Source organism: Nocardioides sediminis, from assembly GCF_003047295.1.
Classification (GTDB): Bacteria; Actinomycetota; Actinomycetes; order Propionibacteriales; family Nocardioidaceae; genus Nocardioides; species Nocardioides sediminis.
On record NZ_PZYZ01000001.1, the window covers coordinates 852,895 to 872,321 of the forward strand.

The 19,427-nt window shown below is 73.6% G+C and carries 19 protein-coding genes; 13 read left to right on the forward strand and 6 right to left on the reverse strand.

Features of this window, described 5'->3' with window-relative positions; all coding sequences use genetic code 11:
* The first annotated feature begins 12 nt into the window (after positions 1 to 12).
* Genes DAI17_RS04100 through DAI17_RS04115 form a run of 5 tightly spaced genes read left to right on the forward strand, consistent with a single transcriptional unit; the run spans position 13 to position 5,862 of the window.
* Positions 13 to 1,386 carry a prenyltransferase/squalene oxidase repeat-containing protein gene (locus DAI17_RS04100; RefSeq protein WP_107771558.1) on the forward strand — a complete coding sequence of 458 codons (1,374 nt, stop codon included), beginning with the start codon at positions 13 to 15 and terminating at the stop codon, positions 1,384 to 1,386.
* Between the two features lie 12 nt (positions 1,387 to 1,398).
* Positions 1,399 to 2,367, forward strand: a complete 969-nt coding sequence (locus DAI17_RS21195; protein WP_199904920.1) for a hypothetical protein — start codon at positions 1,399 to 1,401, stop codon at positions 2,365 to 2,367.
* The gene (locus DAI17_RS04105; RefSeq protein WP_199904921.1) at positions 2,364 to 3,461 is read left to right on the forward strand and encodes an energy-coupling factor transporter transmembrane component T; all 1,098 of its coding nucleotides are present in this window, start codon (positions 2,364 to 2,366) and stop codon (positions 3,459 to 3,461) included. The genes DAI17_RS21195 and DAI17_RS04105 overlap by 4 nt, the downstream gene beginning before the upstream one ends.
* Positions 3,458 to 5,041: an ABC transporter ATP-binding protein gene (locus DAI17_RS04110; protein ID WP_107771559.1), complete on the forward strand. Its 1,584-nt coding sequence runs from the start codon at positions 3,458 to 3,460 to the stop codon at positions 5,039 to 5,041. Before DAI17_RS04105 ends, DAI17_RS04110 begins: the two co-directional genes overlap by 4 nt.
* Positions 5,038 to 5,862: an ECF transporter S component gene (locus DAI17_RS04115; protein ID WP_234412170.1), complete on the forward strand. Its 825-nt coding sequence runs from the start codon at positions 5,038 to 5,040 to the stop codon at positions 5,860 to 5,862. Before DAI17_RS04110 ends, DAI17_RS04115 begins: the two co-directional genes overlap by 4 nt.
* Before the next feature lie 3 nt (positions 5,863 to 5,865).
* On the opposite strand, the gene DAI17_RS04120 is transcribed toward DAI17_RS04115, so the two are convergent.
* Together DAI17_RS04120 and DAI17_RS04125 are read right to left on the reverse strand one after the other, a co-directional pair.
* Positions 5,866 to 7,014 (reverse strand): PQQ-dependent sugar dehydrogenase, encoded by a 1,149-nt coding sequence (locus DAI17_RS04120; RefSeq protein ID WP_107771560.1) that lies wholly within the window; start codon positions 7,012 to 7,014, stop codon positions 5,866 to 5,868.
* A complete protein-coding gene (locus DAI17_RS04125; RefSeq protein WP_107771561.1) occupies positions 7,011 to 7,973 on the reverse strand; it encodes an alpha/beta fold hydrolase in 963 nt (320 codons plus the stop codon). Before DAI17_RS04125 ends, DAI17_RS04120 begins: the two co-directional genes overlap by 4 nt.
* Positions 7,974 to 8,075: 102 nt before the next feature.
* Between DAI17_RS04125 and DAI17_RS04130 the strand changes: the two genes are divergently transcribed.
* Positions 8,076 to 9,752, forward strand: coding sequence for an alkaline phosphatase D family protein (locus DAI17_RS04130; protein ID WP_107771562.1), 1,677 nt, complete (start codon positions 8,076 to 8,078; stop codon positions 9,750 to 9,752).
* Positions 9,753 to 9,756: 4 nt separating this feature from the next.
* On the opposite strand, the gene DAI17_RS04135 is transcribed toward DAI17_RS04130, so the two are convergent.
* Complete coding sequence (locus DAI17_RS04135) at positions 9,757 to 10,602, reverse strand: EamA family transporter (protein ID WP_199904922.1); 846 nt, start codon at positions 10,600 to 10,602, stop codon at positions 9,757 to 9,759.
* The gene (locus tag DAI17_RS04140; protein WP_107771563.1) at positions 10,599 to 11,168 is read right to left on the reverse strand and encodes a helix-turn-helix transcriptional regulator; all 570 of its coding nucleotides are present in this window, start codon (positions 11,166 to 11,168) and stop codon (positions 10,599 to 10,601) included. The genes DAI17_RS04135 and DAI17_RS04140 overlap by 4 nt, the downstream gene beginning before the upstream one ends.
* Positions 11,169 to 11,237: 69 nt before the next feature.
* Here DAI17_RS04140 and DAI17_RS04145 point away from each other — a divergent pair, with 69 nt between their 5' ends.
* The 4 genes from DAI17_RS04145 to ilvD all read left to right on the forward strand — a co-directional run bounded on the left by DAI17_RS04145 (position 11,238) and on the right by ilvD (position 15,455).
* Positions 11,238 to 12,347 (forward strand): WD40/YVTN/BNR-like repeat-containing protein, encoded by a 1,110-nt coding sequence (locus tag DAI17_RS04145; protein ID WP_107771564.1) that lies wholly within the window; start codon positions 11,238 to 11,240, stop codon positions 12,345 to 12,347.
* A 13-nt stretch (positions 12,348 to 12,360) separates the two neighbouring features.
* Entirely contained in the window at positions 12,361 to 12,819 is a 459-nt protein-coding gene (locus tag DAI17_RS04150; RefSeq protein WP_107771565.1) for an SRPBCC family protein, read from the forward strand.
* 271 nt (positions 12,820 to 13,090) lie between these two features.
* Positions 13,091 to 13,699, forward strand: coding sequence for a helix-turn-helix domain-containing protein (locus DAI17_RS04155; RefSeq protein ID WP_107771566.1), 609 nt, complete (start codon positions 13,091 to 13,093; stop codon positions 13,697 to 13,699).
* A gap of 43 nt (positions 13,700 to 13,742) precedes the next feature.
* Positions 13,743 to 15,455, forward strand: coding sequence for a dihydroxy-acid dehydratase (ilvD, locus tag DAI17_RS04160; RefSeq protein WP_107771567.1), 1,713 nt, complete (start codon positions 13,743 to 13,745; stop codon positions 15,453 to 15,455).
* A gap of 140 nt (positions 15,456 to 15,595) precedes the next feature.
* On the opposite strand, the gene DAI17_RS04165 is transcribed toward ilvD, so the two are convergent.
* Positions 15,596 to 16,213 carry an ABC transporter substrate-binding protein gene (locus DAI17_RS04165; RefSeq protein WP_107771568.1) on the reverse strand — a complete coding sequence of 206 codons (618 nt, stop codon included), beginning with the start codon at positions 16,211 to 16,213 and terminating at the stop codon, positions 15,596 to 15,598.
* 159 nt (positions 16,214 to 16,372) lie between these two features.
* Here DAI17_RS04165 and kynU point away from each other — a divergent pair, with 159 nt between their 5' ends.
* A complete protein-coding gene (kynU, locus tag DAI17_RS04170) occupies positions 16,373 to 17,677 on the forward strand; it encodes a kynureninase (protein WP_107771569.1) in 1,305 nt (434 codons plus the stop codon).
* Here the strand turns inward: kynU and DAI17_RS04175 are convergent.
* Positions 17,664 to 18,128, reverse strand: coding sequence for a DUF6973 domain-containing protein (locus tag DAI17_RS04175; RefSeq protein WP_159081347.1), 465 nt, complete (start codon positions 18,126 to 18,128; stop codon positions 17,664 to 17,666). The genes kynU and DAI17_RS04175 overlap by 14 nt on opposite strands.
* Positions 18,129 to 18,182: 54 nt before the next feature.
* Between DAI17_RS04175 and DAI17_RS04180 the strand changes: the two genes are divergently transcribed.
* Together DAI17_RS04180 and DAI17_RS04185 are read left to right on the forward strand one after the other, a co-directional pair.
* Positions 18,183 to 18,596 carry a VOC family protein gene (locus DAI17_RS04180; protein WP_107771571.1) on the forward strand — a complete coding sequence of 138 codons (414 nt, stop codon included), beginning with the start codon at positions 18,183 to 18,185 and terminating at the stop codon, positions 18,594 to 18,596.
* The gene (locus tag DAI17_RS04185; RefSeq protein WP_234412177.1) at positions 18,593 to 19,252 is read left to right on the forward strand and encodes a 4a-hydroxytetrahydrobiopterin dehydratase; all 660 of its coding nucleotides are present in this window, start codon (positions 18,593 to 18,595) and stop codon (positions 19,250 to 19,252) included. The genes DAI17_RS04180 and DAI17_RS04185 overlap by 4 nt, the downstream gene beginning before the upstream one ends.
* The last annotated feature ends 175 nt before the right edge of the window (positions 19,253 to 19,427 follow it).

Sequence of the window (19,427 nt, forward strand, 5' to 3'; positions counted from 1 at the left end):
GGGAAGGAAAGCATGTCTCACGCACTGCGCCTCCACACCCGGGGCTCCCACACCTGGCGTCGCGCCGCCGGGCTGGTGGCCGCGTCCACCCTGGCACTGACGGCCGTCGGCCAGCCGGCCTCGGCCGCCCCGTCCACCGGGGCGGGCAGGACCGACGACACCGCCATCACCGTCGCCGGGTCCTGGCTCAAGGGCGAGCTGACCGGCGGGCTCATGGACGCCGGGGGCTTCACGGACTTCGGCCTCACCCTCGACACCGGCTTCGCGCTCGACCAGGCCGGGGACAAGCCCGGCGTGGCCGCCGTCAACCGGGCCTTCCAGCCGGTCGTCAACGACTACATCTCCGGCGACGCCTTCGGGGACGCGGGCAGCACCTACGCCGGCTCGGTCGCCAAGGCCGCGGTCTTCGCCCGGGTCGCCGGCGCCAACGCCACGTCGTACGGCGGGGTCAACCTCGTCACCCGCCTCGAGGAGCGCGTCAGCGCGACCGCGCCGATCGTCGGGCGCATCGAGGACAAGTCCGGCTTCGGCGACTACGCCAACACCCTGGGCCAGTCCTACGCCGTGCGCGCGCTCACCGAGGCCAAGTCGCAGCGGGCCGCCGACGCCGTCGCGTTCCTGCTCGCCCAGCAGTGCACCTCCGGCTTCTTCCGCCAGGACTTCACCAAGGACAAGGCCGCCGCCGCCCAGGGTTGCGCCGAGGGCCAGACGGGCTCCGAGCCCAGCGTCGACGCCACCGCGCTCGCGGTCGTCAACCTCGTGGAGGGCGACGCCAAGGGCCCGTCCGTCAACACGGCCGTCGACCGCGCGACCGACTGGCTGCTGACCCAGCAGAAGAAGAACGGCTCGTTCGCCGGCAACACCAACAGCACCGGCCTCGCCGGCTGGGCCCTGGGCCTGGTCAAGGAGAGGTCCGCCGCCACCTCCGCCGCGACGTGGGTGCGCAAGCAGCAGCCGATCGACAAGAACCGCTGCCGCAGCGCCCTCACCAAGGACACCGGCGCGATCGCCTACGAGGCCAAGGCCGTCAAGGCCGCCCGCAACAGCGGCCTGACCGACGGCGACGTGCGCGGCCAGTGGCGTCGTGCCACCGCGCAGGCGATGGCCGTCCTCCAGTGGGCGCCGGCCGCCGCCGACGACCTGCGCGTCGCGATGAACCGCACGTCCGCCGAGTCCGGCGACAAGGTGCGCGTCAAGGTCTGGGGCCTCGCCCCCGGCGAGCGCGCCTGCGTCTCGATCAAGGGCGACCCCAAGCGGATCATCGGCAAGGCCGGCGCCAAGCCGGTCACCCGCAAGCTCCGCATGCCCACCGGCAACAAGTCCCGCGTCGTGAAGGTCAAGACGGCGGACGACGCCGCCAAGACCCGCATCTCGGTGCGCAACTAGCAAGGTCCCACCGTGACGAGAGCACCCCTCGCACGCCTCGTCGCCGCGGCCACCCTGGTGGTCGCGGCGACGGTCGCGCTCGGTCCGACGGCGCCGGCCTCGGCCGCGTCGTGCACGTCGGCCGACGGCGTCACCGTGGTCGTCGACCCCGGTGCGCTGGGGGGCGCCCTCACGTCCGTGTGCGACAGCGGCTCCGGGCAGGCGGCCTCGGCCCGCTACGCCGACTCCGGCGTCGCCCTCACCTACGCCCAGCGCCAGCCCGGGTTCGTGTGCCGGGTCGACGGGGTCCCCGCCAGCGACCCCTGCGTCAACACCCCGCCGGCCGACGCCTACTGGGGCCTCTTCTGGACCGACGGCACGAGCGGCACGTGGACCTACTCCTCGATCGGCGTCACCGGCCTCCAGGTGCCCGAGGGCGGTGCGGTCGCGCTCGCCTGGCAGCAGGGCACCACGCGTCGTACGCCGGGGATCGCGGCACCCGTGCACCAGGCCTCGCCGACCAAGAGCCCGAGCCCCACGAAGAGCCCCACCAAGAGCCCGACGCGCACGCCGTCGCCCTCCTCGACGACGCAGTCCCCGGCTGCTCCCTCGGCGACCCCCTCGGCGACCCCCTCCGCCCCGACCACGTCGTCCGGGTCGCCGACGCCCCGGCCGTCCAGCCGGCCGTCCAGCGCGACCCCCCGCAGCCCGGCCCCCGCGTCGTCGGCCCGCACGTCGGCCCGCGACTCCGCCACGCCGAAGGAGAAGCGCGGCAGCACCTCCTCGGCCACGCCGTCGGCACGCCCGGCCGGCGACGGCGGCACCTCCGGACCCGCGTCCGCCACCCCGTCCGACGACGGGCCCGGTCCCACCGCCGACGCCCCGGCCGGCGACGAGGGACGCGTCCCCACCTGGGTGACGCTGGCCGTCCTGGGCGTGCTCCTCGCGGTGACCGCCACCCTGGCCCTGGCCGCCCGTCGCCGGCGCGGCGACCAGCCGTGAGCACCCGGCTGGCCCGGGACCTGCACCCGGTCGCCTGGTGGGTGTGGGCCCTCGGCCTGGCCACGGCCGCCACCCTGACCACCAACCCGCTGCTCCTCCTGCTGCTGGTCGCGGTGGCCGCCGTCGTCGTCCAGGCGCGTCGCTCCGACCACCCCTGGGCCCGGTCGTTCCGGCTCTACGTCTGGCTGGGTGTCGCCATCGTCGTCATCCGCGTGGTGTTCCGGGTCGTGTTCGGCGGCGTGGACGGCGGCCACGTGCTGCTCGACCTGCCGACCGTGCCGCTGCCGGAGTGGGTGGCCGGCGTCCGGCTCCTCGGGCCGCTCACGCGCGAGGGCCTGCTCGCCGGCCTGTACGACGGGCTCCGGCTCGCCACCATCGTCATCTGCGTCGGTGCCGCCAACTCGCTGGCCAACCCCAAGCGGCTGCTGACCTCGGTGCCCCCGGCGCTCTACGAGATCGGCACGGCCCTCGTCGTCGCGGTCACGATCTTCCCCCAGCTCGCCGACAGTGCCCGCCGGGTCCGGGCCGCCCAGGCCCTGCGTGGCGGCGCGGGCGGTCGCGTCGGCCGTCTGCGTCGGTTCCTGGTCCCGGTGCTGGAGGACGCCCTCGAGCGCTCGCTGGCGCTGGCCGCCGGGATGGACACCCGCGGCTACGGCCGGTCCGGTACCGCCACCCGCGCCGAGCGGTGGCTCACCGGGACGCTGCTCCTCGCCGCCCTGTGCGGCGTCGGCGTGGGCACCTACGCCCTGCTCGACTCCACCGCCCCACGCTGGCTCGCGACCCCGATGCTGGTCGCGGGGGTGGTCGTGGCCGTCGTGGGGCTGGCCGGGTCCGGCCGCCGTGTGCAGCGGTCGCGCTACCGTCCCGACGAGTGGCGGGTCGAGGAGGTCCTCGTCGCGTTCTCCGGCATCGCCGTCGGGGCGATGGTCTGGTGGCTCGGCCGCACCGCCGTGCTCGTCGTCCACCCGGGCGTGGAGTCGATGCCCTACCTCGACGTGACCGCGCTGGCCGCGGTGCTCGTCGGCGTGCTCCCGGCAGTCCTCTCCCCGCCGCCCCGCCGCGCCCTCACCCCCGCGCTGGGGGTGGGCGCATGATCGAGCTCCGCGACGTCCGCTTCGGCTACGACGACGACGTGCCCGTCCTGGACGGGGTCGACCTCACCCTCGACGAGGGCGAGCTCGTGCTCGTCTCCGGGCGCACCGGCGTGGGCAAGTCGACCCTCCTCGGCGTGCTCACCGGCCTGGTGCCCCGGTTCACCGGCGGCACCCTCACCGGCGACGTCCTGCTCGACGGAGCCAGCATCATCGACCTGCCGCCGCGCGAGCGCGCGCACGTCATCGGGTACGTCGGCCAGGACCCGGTCGCCGGCTTCGTCACCGACACCGTCGAGCAGGAGCTCGCCTACGGGATGGAGCAGCTCGGGGTCGCCCCGGACACGATGCGGCGCCGGGTGGAGGAGACCCTGGACCTGCTCGGCATCGCCGACCTCCGGGCCCGGGACCTGCGGACGCTCTCGGGGGGCGAGCAGCAGCGGGTGGCCATCGGGTCGGTGCTGACCGCCCACCCGCGGGTCCTGGTCCTCGACGAGCCCACCTCGGCCCTGGACCCGACGGCGGCCGAGGACGTGCTGGCCACCCTCACGCGGCTGGTCCACGACCTGGGACTGACCGTGCTGCTCGCCGAGCACCGGTTGGAGCGGGTCGTGCCCTTCGCCGACCGCATCGCGCTGCTCACCGGTGACGGCGGCCTCTGGGTGGGGGACCCGGCCACCGTGCTCGCGTCCTCGCCGGTGGTGCCGCCGATCGTCGAGCTCGGGCGGGTCGCCGGCTGGTCGCCGCTGCCCCTGAGCGTCCGGGAGGCCCGACGCCACGTCCGCGCGATGCCGGACCTGGTCGAACCGGCGCCGGTGCCGGTCCGCGGCGGGGAGGTCCTGCTCGGGGCGCACGGACTCACGGTCACGCACGGGCACCGGGTGGCGCTCCGCGACGCCGACCTCGAGCTGCGGTCCGGTCACGTCACGGCCCTGATGGGACGCAACGGCTCGGGCAAGTCCACCCTGATCTGGACCCTCCAGGGCACCCGCGAGCGACGCTCCGGGTCGGTCGAGGTCGACGGGAGCGACCCGGCCCGGCTCGACCCGGAGCGGCGCCGGGCCCGCGTCGGGCTGGTCCCGCAGACGGCGGCCGACCTGCTCTACCTCGAGACGGTGGCCGAGGAGTGCAGCGCGGCCGACCAGGAGGCCGTGGGCACGTGCCGGGCCATCCTGGACCGCCTCGCCCCCGGGATCGACCCCGACCACCACCCCCGCGACCTCTCCGAGGGGCAGCGGCTGGCGCTCGTGCTGGCCATCGTCCTGTCCACCAGCCCCCGGGTCCTGCTGCTCGACGAGCCCACGAGGGGGCTGGACTACGCCGCCAAGCGCCAGCTCGCGGCCATCGTCCGTGACCTGGCCGACGACGGGCACGCGGTGCTCGTGGCCACCCACGACGTCGAGTTCGTCGCCTCGGTCGCCGACGACGTGGTCGTCCTCGCCGAGGGGGAGGTCGTCTCGTCCGGCCCGACCCGTGAGGTCGTCGCGGCGTCGCCGTCCTACGCCCCCCAGGTCACCAAGATCCTCGGTCCGCCGTGGCTGCGCGTCGACGAGGTCGTGGACGCGCTCGGGGCCGCGCGATGAGCACCACGACGGACCTCGACGCGCGGTCGCGCGTGAGCGCGGTCCCGCTCCGGCCGCGGTCCGCGATGGTGCTGGCGGCTGCGTCGGTGGCGGGGCTGATGATGCTGTGCTGGCCGCTGCTGCTCCGCGTCCCCGAGGGCGCCCGGGTGGACCCGCCGTTCCTCTTCCTCGCCCTGCTGCCGCTGGTCATCGTGGTGGTCCTCGCGGAGTTCAGCGACGGCGGGATGGACGCGCGGGTGCTGGCCGTCCTCGGCGTGCTCAGCGCGGTCAACGCGGTGCTGCGGGCGCTCGGCGCGGGCACGGCGGGCATCGAGCTGGTGTTCTTCCTGCTGATCCTCGCCGGCCGGGTCTTCGGGCCGGGCTTCGGGTTCGTGCTCGGGTGCACGTCGTTGTTCGCCAGCGCGCTGATGACCGCCGGCGTGGGGCCGTGGCTGCCCTTCCAGATGCTGCTCTCGGCCTGGATCGGCATGGGCGCGGGCCTGCTGCCGCGCCGGTGGACGGGCCGTGCCGAGATCGCCGTGCTGGTCGTCTACGGCGTCGTCGCGTCGTACGCCTTCGGCATCCTGATGAACCTCTCCAGCTGGCCCTTCACCCTCGGCATCGCGGTCCCCGGGCACGAGGGGTCGCTGTCGTACGTCGCGGGGGCGCCGATGGTGGAGAACCTCCAGCGCTTCGTCGTCTACACCCTGCTGACCTCGACGGGCAGCTGGGACACCGGCCGCGCGATCACCACCTCCGTCGCGCTCGTCGTGCTCGGCCCGGCGATCCTCACGACCCTCCGGCGGGCCTCGCGGCGCTCGGTGGTCGTGCGGACGGGGTAGCGCTCAGGGCGTCACGCGGAGGATGCGGTCGTCCCGCGCGGCGGGGGTGCCGCGCCCGTCCCGGTTGGAGGTGGTCACCCACAGGTCGCCGTCGGGCGAGGTCACCACGGTGCGGACGCGCCCGTTCTCGCCCTCGAAGAACCCCGTCGGCTCGCCGAGCCGCTCACCACGGACCGGGATGCGCCACAGCCGCTCGCCCCGCAGGGCGCCGACCCACAGGTGGCCGTCGGCGTACGCCATCCCCGAGGGGGACGCGGCAGACGTCGGCCAGGTCACCAGCGGGTCGACGAACTCGTCGCCGCCGCCGGGCCCCTCCACCGCGGGCCAGCCGTAGTTGGCGCCCGGCTCGATCAGGTTGACCTCGTCGTAGGTCGACTCGCCGAACTCCGAGGCCCACAGCCGGCCCTCGTCGTCGAAGGCCAGCCCCTGCACGTTGCGGTGGCCCAGCGACCAGACCGGCGAGGACGGGTCGGGGTTGCCCGGGGCCGGGTCGCCGTCGGTGGTGATCCGCAGGATCTTGCCGGCCAGCGAGTCGGGGTCCTGGGCCAGCTCGCGCACACCGGTCTCCCCGGTGGAGACGTAGAGGTGGCCGTCGGGCCCGAACACGAGCCGTCCGCCGTCGTGGATGAAGCCTCGGGGGATCCCGTCGAGCACGACCTCGGCCTCCCCGAGCCGTCCGTCGACGAGCTCGGCGCGGAGCACCCGGTTGTCCTCCGCGGTGGTGGCGTAGACGTAGACGTCGCGGCCGTCGCTGGCCGGGTCGACGGCGAGTCCCAGCAGGCCGCCCTCGCCCTCGGGCTGGGCCTGGGCCACCTCGCCGACCTGCCGCACGTCGCCCTCAGGGTCCACCGCCAGCACCCGGCGGCTGTCGCGCTCGGTGACCAGCGCCGTGCCGTCGGGGAGGAAGTCGATCCCCCAGGGCACGGCCAGGTCCGTGGCCACGACCCCGGCGACGCGGGGTGGGCCGCCGGGCGGGGGCTCCTCGGGGGTCGAGGACTCGGTCGCGGTGGTCGCCGGTCCGTCGGGGGTGGCGTCGGTGGGCTGGGTGAAGCTCGGCACCGCAGGCTCGGCGTCCTCGTCCTCGCCGCACCCGGCGAGCACCAGGAGACCCAGGACAGCCAGCACGGCCACCGCCGTCGGCCGGGCCCTCATCGGCCCACCCGCTCCAGCAGCTCGACCAGGTGCCGGTGCACCGCGTCCGGTCGCTCCATCTGGACGAAGTGGCTCGCCCTCAGCTCGACGTACGTCGCGTCGGCCATGCGGGCGGCGGCCGTGCGCATGTCGCGGGCGCCGGCCAGGACGTCGTACGTCGCGGCCACGAACGTCGCCGGGACGTCGACGGCGCTCAGGGAGACGCGGGCGTGCTCGCTCGTGCGGAGGGCCAGGTGGAAGTACCAGTCGACGGGCGTCGCCAGGAACTCCTGCACCGCCCGGGCGGCGAGGCCGGGGTCCTGGACCGGGAGCATGAAGCCGGAGTGGGTCAGGGCCCCGATCGCCCACGAGGTCACGGGCACCCGGTTGACGACGGGGGAGAGCAGCCGTCCGGTGTGCTTGAGGACCCGGGAACCGCTGACGGTGACCCCGCGCGCGAACCAGCGGGGTAGGTGCAGGGGGCCGAGCATGGTGGCGAACGTGTCGCCGGGGACGCCGGCCACCGCAAAGATCCCGCTCACCCGCTCGGGGTGGGAGACCGCGAGCTCGAAGGCGGTGTTGACGCCCATCGACCAGCCCGCGAGGACGGCCCGGTCGAGGCCGAAGTGGTCCATCACCGAGAGCCCGTCCTCGACGAACTCGGCGATGCCGACCCGGTCGGGGTCGCTCGGCCGCGCCGACCCCCCGACGCCGCGGTGGTCCCAGGACACGACCCGCACGCCGCAGTCGGGCTCGAGGAGGGCCGGCCACGCCCACGGACCGGTGCCCAGCCCGTTGCAGAGCACGACCGTCGGCCCGTCCAGGGTGCCGGCCGGGTCGTTGGTCCAGGCCCGGAGCCGGGTCCCGTCGTCGGAGACGACCTCGGTGTAGCCGATCGCGCGGGTGGTCGCCGGCACCGGCGCCGTGGCCTCGCTGGGGCTCGGTGCGGCGGGCGGCGTGGGGCGCGGCCGGGTGGGCATGGCGTCGATTGTGCCCGACGGGGGCGAGGCGTCCGGGGCTGGACACCCGCCCTTCATGCCCGCGTCGTCGGCAGGTCGACTCGGGCTGCGCACGCTTCGGGCATGGAGACTTCTCGGCGAATCCTGCTCAAGACCGGCCTCGTGACGGGTGGTGCGGCGCTCGCCGCCGGCGTGCCCGTCCTCCTCGACCAGCGGCCCAGTGCCGCGGCACCCCCCACCCCGGGCGACCCCTTCACGCTCGGCGTCGCGAGCGGCGACCCGCTGCCCGACGGCTTCGTCATCTGGACCCGGCTCGCCCCCGACCCGCTCGCCGACGACGGCCTGGGCGGGATGCCGTCCACCAGCCGGCAGGTGGGCTGGCAGGTCGCCACAGACGCCGGCTTCACCGAGGTGGTCCGTGCCGGCTCGGTCCGCACGGGTCCCGAGCTCGGGCACTCCGTGCACGTCGAGGTCGGCGGGCTGCTGCCGGGCCGGGAGTACTTCTACCGCTTCCGCACGGGCCGCCACCTCTCGCCCTCCGGACGGTCCGTGACGGCACCTGACCCGCTGTCGATGCCCGCCTCCCTGTCGATGGCCTTCGCCTCGTGCTCCCAGTTCGAGCACGGCTGGTTCACCGCCTACGGGCGACTGGCCGAGGAGCGGCCCGACCTCGTCCTCCACCTCGGCGACTACCAGTACGAGTACACGGCCGACAGCTACACGGTCCCCGGCGGCAACGTCCGCGACCACCGGGGCCCAGAGACGGTCACGCTCGGCGGCTACCGGCAGCGCCTCGCCCAGTACCGGACCGACCCCGACCTCCAGGCCGCCCACGCCGTGGCCCCCTGGCTCGTCGTCTTCGACGACCACGAGGTCGACAACAACTGGGCCGACGAGATCGCCGAGAACGCCGCGTCGCAGCCCGGTTTCACGGACCGCCGGGCCGCCGCCTTCCGGGCGTACTACGAGAACATGCCGCTGCGGCGTACGTCCGTGCCGTCGGGCCCCGACATGCAGCTCTACCGCTCCGTCCAGTGGGGCCGGCTGGCGAGCTTCCACATGCTCGACACCCGGCAGTACCGCGACGACCAGGCCTGCGGCGACGGGTACGACGACTGCCCGCCGGCCGCGGCCCCCGAGCGGTCGCTTCCCGGCATGGCCCAGGAGGCGTGGCTGGCCGAGCGCTTCGCCGCGTCCACCCAGACGTGGGACGTGCTGGGCCAGCAGGTCTTCCTCGGCCGTCGCGACAGCACGGCCACCCCGGACAACAGGGTCTCGACGGACGCCTGGGACGGATACCCCGCCTCCCGCGACCGGGTGGTGCGGTCCTGGGTCGACGCGGGCGTGCGCAACCCGATCGTGCTGACCGGCGACGTCCATGCCCACTGGGGCTCGGACGTGCTCACGGACTGGACCGACGGCTCCTCGCCGGTGCTGGGGTCGGAGTTCGTGTGCTCGTCGATCACGAGCGGCGGCGACGGCTACGACAAGGCCGACGGCACCCACCCGTGGGCGGCACAGAACCCCAACCTCCGGTTCTGGACCAACCTGCGCGGCTATGTCAGCACCACGATCACCCCGACGTCGTTCACCGCGGACTACCGCTGCCTGCCCCGGGTCTCGGTGCCCGGCGACCAGGCCTTCACCCGCGCCACGTTCGTGGTCGACGACGGGGTGCGCGGCATGCGGCAGGTCGCCGACAACCCGCTGCCCGTCGCGCGCGCCAACCGCTCGCTGCGCGCGCCGCGCAGCGACGCGGCGATCGTCGCCGACACGATCGAGGCCGAGACGGGGCACTGAGGCATCAGTCGGGAGCCGGCTCCGTGTGCAGGGGCCGGCCCCGGGTGGCGCCGACGCTCGCCGCGATCACGCAGGCGATGGCGAGGCACTGCAGCGGCGTGAGCAGCTCCTGCAGGACGACGACCGCGGCCAGCGCCGCGGCGGCCGGCTCCAGGCTCATCAGGATCGAGAACACCGACGGCGGCAGGGTCCGCAGCGCCACCATCTCGCAGCTGTAGGGGATGACCGAGGAGAGCAGCCCGATCACTGCGCCGACGAGCAGCACCCTCCCGTCGAGCAGCGTCTCGCCGCCGGTCACGAGGGCCGGGACCGTGAGCAGCACGGTCGCCAGCACACTCGCGATCGCGAGCCCGTCCAGGCCCGGCCAGCGGGCCCCCGTGCTGGCGCTGAGCAGGATGTACGCCGCCCACGCGGTCCCGGCGAGCAGCGCGTAGGCCACGCCCGCGACCGTCAGGTCGGCCGGCTCGAACCCCAGGAGCAGCACGCCGACCGCGGCGAGCCCGACCCAGACGAGGTCCCTCGCGCGGCGGGAGCCCAGGACGGCCAACGTCAGCGGCCCGATGAACTCGATCGTGACCGCGATGCCCAGCGGGATGCGGGCGAAGGACTGGTAGATCGCCCAGTTCATCACCCCCAGGCTCACCCCGAAGCCGACCACGACCAGCCAGTCCTGACGGGTGCGCCCCCGGAGCCGCGGCCGGGCCACGGCGGCGAGAACGAGGGCACTGGTGACCAGCCTCAGCCACACGATGGCGGTCGGGGAGACGGTGCCGAAGAGGTCCTTCGCGAAGGCCGCGCCGACCTGGACCGAGACGATGCCGACGAGCACCAGCCAGACGGCACGCGTCACGCGTCCCCCTCCTCCCGCAGCCGGCTGATGAGGTGGGTGACGATACGGCGCTCGTTGTCGAAGTAGTCGAGCCCCCAGTCGGCCACGAGGCTCGGGTGCCGGAACGGCTGACCGGGCTCGTCCCGTCCGCGCAGACCCTCGCGCACGCGGGCCAGCGCCGCCCGCTCGGCGTCGAGGGCCTCGACGTGTGCTTCGAGCATGGCGATGGTCGTCTCCGGGTCGACCACGTGGCCGAGCAGGAGCCGCAGCGCGACGGGGTGCTTCAGCACCGAGAACCCGGGCTCGCTCTCCCGCATCCACGTCTCCAGCGCGCGGCGTCCCGCGGCGCTGATCCGGTAGGTCGTGGCGGTCGTCTCGTCACCGTTGGACCGGCGGGCGCGGGTGAGGACCAGGCCGCGGTCGGCCAGGCGGGCCAGCTCGCTGTAGACCTGGCTCATCGCGGGGGAGACCCAGTAGAAGCGCAGCGTCGCGTCGGCGCGCTGCTTGAGCTCGTAGCCGGTCAGCTCGTCCCCGAACGTCAGGAGGCCGAGCAGCGCGTACGAGGTGACGGGAAGGTCTTGACCCATGGTGGAAGAAGATTACTGTTCCTTTTAGGAATACGGGGTTTCGGGGTCGTTCGACGGAGGGGAACGCAGATGACGCGCAGCTTGTTGATGGTGGGGACCCGCAAGGGCCTGTGGATCGGTACCTCGGACGAGGCCCGCACCGCATGGGAGTGGACCGGTCCGCACTTCCCGATGGAGGAGGTCTACTCCGTCCTGATCGACGGGCGCGGTGGCACGCCACGCCTGCTGGCCGGGGCCTCGTCGAGCTGGCTCGGGCCCCAGGTGTGGCGCTCGGACGACCTCGGCGCCTCCTGGCAGGAGACGCCCAACGGCGCGATCCGCTTCCCCGAGGACGCCAGGCAGCCCGACGGCAGCCCGGCCACCCTGGCCCGGGTGTGGCAGATGGTGCCGGGCGTCGAGGACGGCGTGGTCTGGGCCGGCACCGAGCCGGGCGCCATCTTCCGCTCGACCGACCGGGGCGAGACCTTCGAGATCGTCCGCGGACTGTGGGACCACCCGCACCGTCAGGAGTGGAACGAGGGCTTCGGGGGCCAGGCGTTCCACACGATCCTGCCGCACCCGACCGACGGCGACTCGGTGCTGGCCGCCATCTCGACGGGAGGGGTCTACCGCACCTCCGACGGCGGTGCCTCGTGGGAGGCCTCCAACACCGGCGTCAAGGCGGAGTTCTACCCCGGCGAGCGCAACTACCCGGAGTTCGGCCAGTGCGTGCACAAGGTGGCCCGTGACGCGACCGAGCCCGACCGGCTCTTCCTCCAGAACCACGGCGGCGTCTACCGCTCCGACGACGGAGGTGCGAGCTGGCAGGACATCGCTCCCGGCCTGCCCTCGGAGTTCGGCTTCGCGATGGTGACCCACCCGCGGCAGGCCAACACGGCGTACACCTTCCCGATCGCCGATGCCGGCGGTCGCTGGCCGGTCGACGGCAAGGCCCGTGTCTGCCGTACGACGGACGGCGGGTCCACCTGGGAGGTCCTGGGCGAGGGGTCCCTGCCGGACAGCTTCTACGCCGCGGTCATGCGAGACGCGATGTGCGCCGACGACCACGAGTCGACGGGCCTCTACTTCGGCGGCCGCAACGGGGCCGTCTGGTGCTCGCCGGACACGGGGGAGACGTGGCAGGAGATCCACAAGGACCTTCCGGACGTGCTGTTCGTCCGCGCGGCCTCGATCGACTGAGGCCGGGCCTGCGATGCCCGAGTTCTCGGTGTCCCGATCGACCACTGTTGATGCGCCCAGCGACCGGGTGCACGGGCTCGTCGACGACTTCCGCCAGTGGCAGCAGTGGTCGCCGTGGGAGGGCCTGGACCCCGCCCTCGAGCGCAGGTACATCGGGCCGGAGTGCGGCGTCGGCGCTCGCTACCACTGGTCGGGCAACAGGAAGGCCGGCGAGGGGGAGATGGAGATCGTCGAGTCGACCCCGTCGCGGGTCGCCGTCGACCTTCAGTTCCTCAAGCCCTTCAAGGCGCGCAACCTCACGACCTTCGACCTCGAGCAGGTCGGCGGCGGCCACACCCGGGTCGTGTGGACGATGAGCGGGCGACGGGGCGCGCTGATGTCGCTCGCCGGCAGGCTGTTCTTCGACCGGTCGATCGGCAAGGACTTCGACCGGGGGCTCGCCTCGCTCAGGGCGGCGGCCGAGTCCCGCTGAGGAGTGCTGTGACCTGAGTCGCCCCGTGACTCAGGTCTGGGGGGCGGGCGGCCGAGACGAGAACTGCGACCTGAGTCGCCCGGTGACTCAGGTCGCAGCGGTCGGGCGACGGGCGGCCGGGACACCACCTGAGTCACCCCGTGACTCAGGTCGTAGCGCTCGCCGGGAAGTCCCCGCGGTGTTCGCCTGTGGACAGACCGGACGCGGTGTCGGTGCCGCCTGTTCACCTCGTTCTCCGGGACGACAGCCACGGCGACTACGGGGGGACGGTATGGACGGGCTCGAGGGACAGCCGGCGGGGGCCGGGCCGGGGGACGAGGTGCACGACGGCCTGCAAGACGCGGTGGCGGGAGCTGACGGGGCGAGTGGCGGCGGGGCACTGCTCGACTCCCTGCCCGGTCTGGTGCGTCGCGTACGCCGCCGGCTGGGCATGTCCCAACGCGCGTTGGCCGCGGCGCTCGGGGTCTCGCAGTCGCGGGTGGCGCGGTGGGAGACGGGCCGCACGAGCCCCTCGGTGGCGGACCTCGCGGACGTCCTCGCCCTGGGCGGCGTCACCCTCGTGGCTGTCGACGAGGCCGGCGAGGAGGTCCGGCCGATGAGTCCGGCGGTGGTCCGGGACCGGGCACACCGTCTCTACCCCGCGCACTGCGATCCTCGAGGACGCGGGTGGTGGGCGCCCCCGGGGTCGTCGACCACGGTCGAGGGAGCGTGGCAGTGGCAACGCTCCCGAGAGCTGGGGGTGCCGCGCATCACCTACGAACGCGGTGTCTGGCGCGCGATGCTGCGACTCGCGCACGGCACGCCCCAGGACCACCCGACGCTGGCCGAGGTCGTGGACGAGCTCCGGGCGTTCGAGTCCGGGCAGCCTCGCGCCTCCTGAGACGGGCGGACGGTCGGCGGGGGAGCCCGACTAGCCTGACGCCATGACCCAGCCGACCGACCAGCCGACAGGACAGCAGCCCGACATCAAGCCCCGGTCACGCGACGTCACCGACGGCCTGGAGAAGGCCGCCGCCCGCGGGATGCTCCGCGCGGTCGGCATGGGCGACGACGACTGGGTCAAGCCGCAGATCGGCGTGGCCTCGAGCTGGAACGAGATCACCCCCTGCAACCTGAGCCTGGACCGGCTCGCGAAGGCCGTGAAGAACGGCGTGCACGCGGCGGGCGGCTACCCGCTCGAGTTCGGCACCATCTCGGTCTCCGACGGCATCTCGATGGGCCACGAGGGGATGCACTTCAGCCTGGTGAGCCGCGAGGTGATCGCGGACTCCGTCGAGACGGTGATGATGGCCGAGCGCCTCGACGGCTCGGTGCTCCTCGCGGGCTGCGACAAGTCGCTGCCCGGGATGCTCATGGCCGCCGCCCGCCTCGACCTGGCGAGCGTCTTCCTCTACGCCGGGTCGATCATGCCCGGCCAGGTCGACGGCAACGACGTCACGATCATCGACGCCTTCGAGGCGGTCGGCGCGTGCCTGGCCGGCAAGATCACCGAGGACGAGGTCACCCGCATCGAGAAGGCGATCTGCCCGGGCGAGGGAGCCTGCGGCGGCATGTACACCGCCAACACGATGGCGAGCGTCGCCGAGGCGCTCGGCATGAGCCTGCCCGGGAGCGCGGCCCCGCCCGCCGTCGACCGGCGCCGCGACGGCTTCGCGCACCGCTCCGGCGAGGCGGTCGTCGAGATGCTCCGGCGGGGCATCACGGCCCGCCAGGTGATGACCCGGCCCGCCTTCGAGAACGCCATCGCCGTGGTGATGGCGCTCGGCGGCTCCACCAACGCCGTGCTCCACCTCCTCGCGATCGCCCGCGAGGCCGAGGTCGACCTCACCCTCGACGACTTCAACCGGATCGGCGCCACGGTGCCGCACATCGGTGACCTCAAGCCGTTCGGCCGCTTCGTGATGAACGACGTCGACAAGATCGGCGGCATCCCGGTCGTCATGAAGGCCCTGCTCGACGCGGGGCTCATGCACGGCGACACCCTCACGGTCACCGGTCGGACCATGGCCGAGAACCTCGAGGCGCTCGCCCCGCAGCACGTCGACGGGGAGGTGCTGCGCAACCTCGACCGCCCCATCCACGCGACGGGCGGCCTCACCATCCTGACCGGCTCGCTCGCCCCCGAGGGGGCGGTCGTCAAGAGCGCCGGGTTCGACGACAGCACGTTCACCGGCACCGCCCGCGTCTTCGACGGCGAGCGCAAGGCGCTCGACGCGCTCGCCGCCGGGGAGATCAAGGCCCGCGACGTCGTCGTCATCCGCTACGAGGGTCCCAAGGGTGGGCCGGGCATGCGCGAGATGCTCGCCATCACCGGGGCGATCAAGGGAGCCGGGCTCGGCAAGGACGTGCTGCTCATCACCGACGGGCGGTTCAGCGGCGGCACCACGGGCCTGTGCGTGGGGCACATCGCGCCCGAGGCCGTCGACGCCGGACCGATCGCGTTCATCCGCGACGGCGACCAGATCACCCTGGACGTCGCCAACAAGCGGCTCGACGTCGAGCCCGCCGACGGCAGCGAGCCCTGGGAGGACCGCAAGGTGGGCTGGGAGCCCAACCCCCCGAAGTACACCCGCGGCGTCCTGGGCAAGTACGCCAAGGTCGTCCAGTCCGCTGCCCACGGGGCCGTCACGAGCTGACGGCCCCATGGGTCGCCTCCGTCGCCTGCCCAGAAATGGCCACAGCCCCCAGATCGCCGGGGGGTTGATCGGGGGCTGTGGGTCCAAGACGCGCGGCGCCTGTCCTTTACTGTAGGCCAGGGCAGGCGTCCGCGACAGGGTTATCCGGAGATGGTTCGGGCGGCCAGCCCCAGGCGACCGAGGATCTGGTTGAGCAGGTCGGTGATCTGACCCAGCAGGTTGCTCAGCAGGCCGCCGCCGTCGAGGAGCCCGGCCACGGCGCAGAGCAGGTTGCCCAGCAGGTTGCCGGCACCGCTGACGGCCACGATGTCGAGCACGAGCCGGTTGAGGTTGACCGTCAGGCCGAGCACGTTGAGGTCCAGCGGGCCGAGGACGAGGTTGAGGACGTCGCAGTCGGCGCGTGCGGCGGCTCGCGCGGTGGCGGGGGTGCCGTTGATCTTCTTGACCGGCACCTTCCGCTTGACCTTGAAGGTCTTGGTCTTGCCGGCGGCGTTCTCGAACTCGCCGCGGATGACGCCCTTGGCCCAGACCTTGCCGTCCTTCTCGATGAACTTCTTCGGCTTGAAGGACCCCGTGACCTTGCGGCCCGTCGAGGTCTTGCCGACGATCTTGCTCTTCATCTTGCCCTCGGCCGTCTTGGCGACGGTCGTCCAGCTGCCGGCGGCACTGGCGGGGGCGATGCCCACGGTGGTGAGGCCGACGGCCATGGCGATCGCCACGACGAAGCCGGCGGTGACGCTCCGGATGGTGCGGATCATATGATTCCCTCCCAAGAATTCGGTACCGCGGTGCGCGGACCGGCCTCGAACCTAGGACCGCCCGCTCACCCCCGTCAGACCCCGTCGGGGGTGTTGCCGGCGGGATCGGGTGGCGTAACGTCCGGGCGACCCTCCGGTGGGTCTGAGAGGCTGTCCGCCATGACCGACCCGGCCGGCACCGGCACCTCCAGCAGCACCAGCCCGACGTACGCCGCGACGCTCGACGCCGCCGATCCCCTGGCCGCCTTCCGGTCCGAGTTCGTCGGTGCCGAGAGCTCCCTCGTCTACTTCGACGGCAACTCGCTGGGCCGCCCGCTCGCGGTCACGGGCGAGCGGCTGCGCGCCTTCGTCGACGAGGCGTGGGGCGGTCGCCTGATCCGCGGCTGGGACGAGGGCTGGTACGACCTCCCGCTCCGCCTGGGCGACGAGATCGCCCGCGTCTGCCTCGGCGCCGCCCCCGGCCAGACCACCGTCGGGGACTCGACGACGGTGCTGCTCTACAAGCTCGTCCGAGCCGCCGTGGACGCGCGGCCGGGCCGGGACGAGATCGTCATCGACTCCGACAACTTCCCCACCGACCGCTACATCGTCGAGGGGATCGCCGCCGAGCGCGGCCTGACGGTGCGCTGGATCCCGGTCGAGCACGACTCGGGCGTCGATGTCGAGCAGGTGCGCGAGGCGGTGGGGGACCGCACCGCGGTCGTGGTCCTCAGCCAGGTCGCCTACCGCTCGGGGCACCTCGCGGACGTCGAGGCGATCACTCCCGTCGTCCAGGACGCCGGTGCCCTCGTCGTGTGGGACCTGTGCCACTCGGTCGGGTCGGTGCCGGTCGAGCTCGACCGGTGGGGTGTCGACCTCGCGGTGGGCTGCACCTACAAGTACCTCAACGGCGGTCCCGGCTCGCCGGCGTTCGCCTACGTCGCCCAGCGACACCTCGACGGCTCGGCCGGCCCGGCCCTCCGGCAGCCGATCCAGGGATGGATGGGCCACGCGGACCCGTTCCTGATGGGACCGGGCTACCAGCCCTCCGGTGGCATCCGGCGCTTCATCTCCGGCACCCCGGCCGTGGTCGGCATGCTCGCCATGCAGGACATGCTCGACCTCGTCGACCGGGCCGGGATGGACGCGGTGCGCGCCAAGTCGCGGGACCTGACGTCGTACGCCGTCGACCTCGCCGACGCCTGGCTGGCCGAGCACGGCGTGACCGTCGCCTCGCCCCGCGACCCCGACCTGCGCGGGGGCCACGTCACGCTGCGCCACGACCGGATGCGCGAGGTCACGGCCGCGCTGTGGGAGCGCGACGTGATCCCGGACTACCGCGACCCCGGCGGCCTGCGGATCGGCCTGTCGCCGTTGTCCACGTCGTACGCCGAGGTGCACGCCGGCATGGCGGCCGTCCGCGACGTGCTCGCCGGCGGTGGGGCGAGCCGCGCCGCCCAGGAGCACATCCTCAGCGGTCCCTGACCCAGATCAGCTCCTCGGCCGCCCACTTCTCCTCGGCGACCACGGCCAGACTGCGCAGGGCGTCGAGCAGGGACCCCCGTCCGACCTCGGCGGCGTGGGCGACGCCGTAGGCGCGGCCGACCGCGTTGTTGTGCAGGTCGACACGGGTGTCGTGCGGGGTGTTGCGCCCCTCCTCGTGGGCGGCCGCGACCGCCTCGGCCACGGCGGCCCCGTGGCGCCCGGCGATGTAGGCCTGCCAGATGAAGTGCCGGACGGCGTTCTGCCGGCCGGGCGTCCCGTCGGAGCGCGCGGCGGCGACCTGGAGCGCGGCCGCGGAGGCGGCCATCACGTCGGCGGCGGCAGAGCTGCTCGCCCCGGCGGCCCGCGCGGCGTTGAAGACGTGAGGCGCGCCGACGACGGCCTGGGCCGCCTTGCCGAGTCCAGCGGTGAGCCGGTCGAAAGGTGAACCCATGGCCCCACCGTGCCAGACGTAGCCACCGTCGGTGGGCGCTGGCATGGTGTGCGCATGGACCAGCGGATCTCGTTCGTGACCCTCGCGGTGCGTGACCTCGGCGCCTCGCGCGCCTTCTACGTCGACGGACTGGGCTGGGAGCCGGCGGTCGACGAGCCGGGGGAGGTGCTGATGTTCAAGGCGGGCGACAAGCTCGTGCTCTCCCTCTGGGACGTCGACGCCTTCACCGCCGAGGTGGGCCAGGCCCCGGGGGGCGGCCTCGCCCCGCTCACCCTGTCCCACAACCTCGCGACCACCGACGGCGTCGACCGGGTGCTCGAGCAGGCCCGGGCGGCCGGCGCCCAGCACGTGTCCGACGCCGTGGAGCGCGACTGGGGCGGTTACTCCGGCTACTTCGCCGACCCCGACGGCTTCCGCTGGGAGATCTGCCACAACCCAGGACCCATCGGCCAGGAGGTGCTCCCGTGAGCGACGATGACCGCAGCGGCAGCACGCGCGTGACCTACGACGACGTGACGGCGGCCGGGCTCGACGACTGGCGGATGCTCCTCACCGGCATCCACGCCCGGTTCGCCACGGGCAGCTTCGCCGCGGGGGTCCGGCTCGTCGACGCCATCGGCGCGGCCGCCGACGAGGCGAACCACCACCCCGACGTCACCCTCACCTACCCGCGTGTCGACGTCGCGCTCGTCAGCCACGACGTCGGCCGGGTCACCGGACGCGACCTCGCGATGGCGAGGAGGATCAGCGAGATCGCCGCCGAGCTGGGCGTCTCCGCCGACACGGCGAGCCTCCAGCAGCTCGAGCTGGCCCTCGACTCGCCCGACGAGGCGTCGGTCCTGCCGTTCTGGCGCGACTTCCTGGCCTTCGACGGCGGCGGGGGTGGGATCCGCGACCCGCACGACCGCCTGCCGCCCGTCTGGTTCCAGGAGTCGGGCAGCGACGAGCCGCGGCAGCGCTGGCACCTCGACGTGTGGGTGCCGGGCGACCAGGTGCAGGCGCGGATCGACGCGGTCGTGGCCGCGGGCGGGCGGCTGGTGGCCGACGTGTCCGAGCACTCCTTCTGGGTCCTCGAGGACGCCCAGGGCAACCGGTCGTGCGTGTGCACGGCCCAGGGTCGCTGACCTGCCGCGGGTAGCCACATCGCGAGACCGCTGTTCCAGATAGTGGGACAGGTGGCAGACTCGGTTGACGTCGGAACGACCCGACGGCGACCGTAGGCGCATGCGCTCCCAGACATCCGCACGGATTCTTGTACGCACGCGACGCGTGAGCTGACAGCCCCAGGCTGCGCGCCCA

Bases quoted from the DNA above. Each gene is read 5' to 3' on its own strand.
- DAI17_RS04145 (WP_107771564.1), top strand. From the start codon at position 11,238: ATGACGCGCAGCTTGTTGATGGTGGGGACCCGCAAGGGCCTGTGGATC.
- DAI17_RS04125 (WP_107771561.1), bottom strand. From the start codon at position 7,973: ATGCCCACCCGGCCGCGCCCCACGCCGCCCGCCGCACCGAGCCCCAGC.
- kynU (WP_107771569.1), top strand. From the start codon at position 16,373: ATGACCGACCCGGCCGGCACCGGCACCTCCAGCAGCACCAGCCCGACG.
- DAI17_RS04180 (WP_107771571.1), top strand. From the start codon at position 18,183: ATGGACCAGCGGATCTCGTTCGTGACCCTCGCGGTGCGTGACCTCGGC.
- DAI17_RS04175 (WP_159081347.1), bottom strand. From the start codon at position 18,128: ATGGGTTCACCTTTCGACCGGCTCACCGCTGGACTCGGCAAGGCGGCC.
- DAI17_RS04110 (WP_107771559.1), top strand. From the start codon at position 3,458: ATGATCGAGCTCCGCGACGTCCGCTTCGGCTACGACGACGACGTGCCC.
- DAI17_RS04130 (WP_107771562.1), top strand. From the start codon at position 8,076: ATGGAGACTTCTCGGCGAATCCTGCTCAAGACCGGCCTCGTGACGGGT.
- DAI17_RS04155 (WP_107771566.1), top strand. From the start codon at position 13,091: ATGGACGGGCTCGAGGGACAGCCGGCGGGGGCCGGGCCGGGGGACGAG.
- DAI17_RS04165 (WP_107771568.1), bottom strand. From the start codon at position 16,213: ATGATCCGCACCATCCGGAGCGTCACCGCCGGCTTCGTCGTGGCGATC.
- ilvD (WP_107771567.1), top strand. From the start codon at position 13,743: ATGACCCAGCCGACCGACCAGCCGACAGGACAGCAGCCCGACATCAAG.
- DAI17_RS04120 (WP_107771560.1), bottom strand. From the start codon at position 7,014: ATGAGGGCCCGGCCGACGGCGGTGGCCGTGCTGGCTGTCCTGGGTCTC.
- DAI17_RS04150 (WP_107771565.1), top strand. From the start codon at position 12,361: ATGCCCGAGTTCTCGGTGTCCCGATCGACCACTGTTGATGCGCCCAGC.
- DAI17_RS04100 (WP_107771558.1), top strand. From the start codon at position 13: ATGTCTCACGCACTGCGCCTCCACACCCGGGGCTCCCACACCTGGCGT.
- DAI17_RS04115 (WP_234412170.1), top strand. From the start codon at position 5,038: ATGAGCACCACGACGGACCTCGACGCGCGGTCGCGCGTGAGCGCGGTC.
- DAI17_RS04140 (WP_107771563.1), bottom strand. From the start codon at position 11,168: ATGGGTCAAGACCTTCCCGTCACCTCGTACGCGCTGCTCGGCCTCCTG.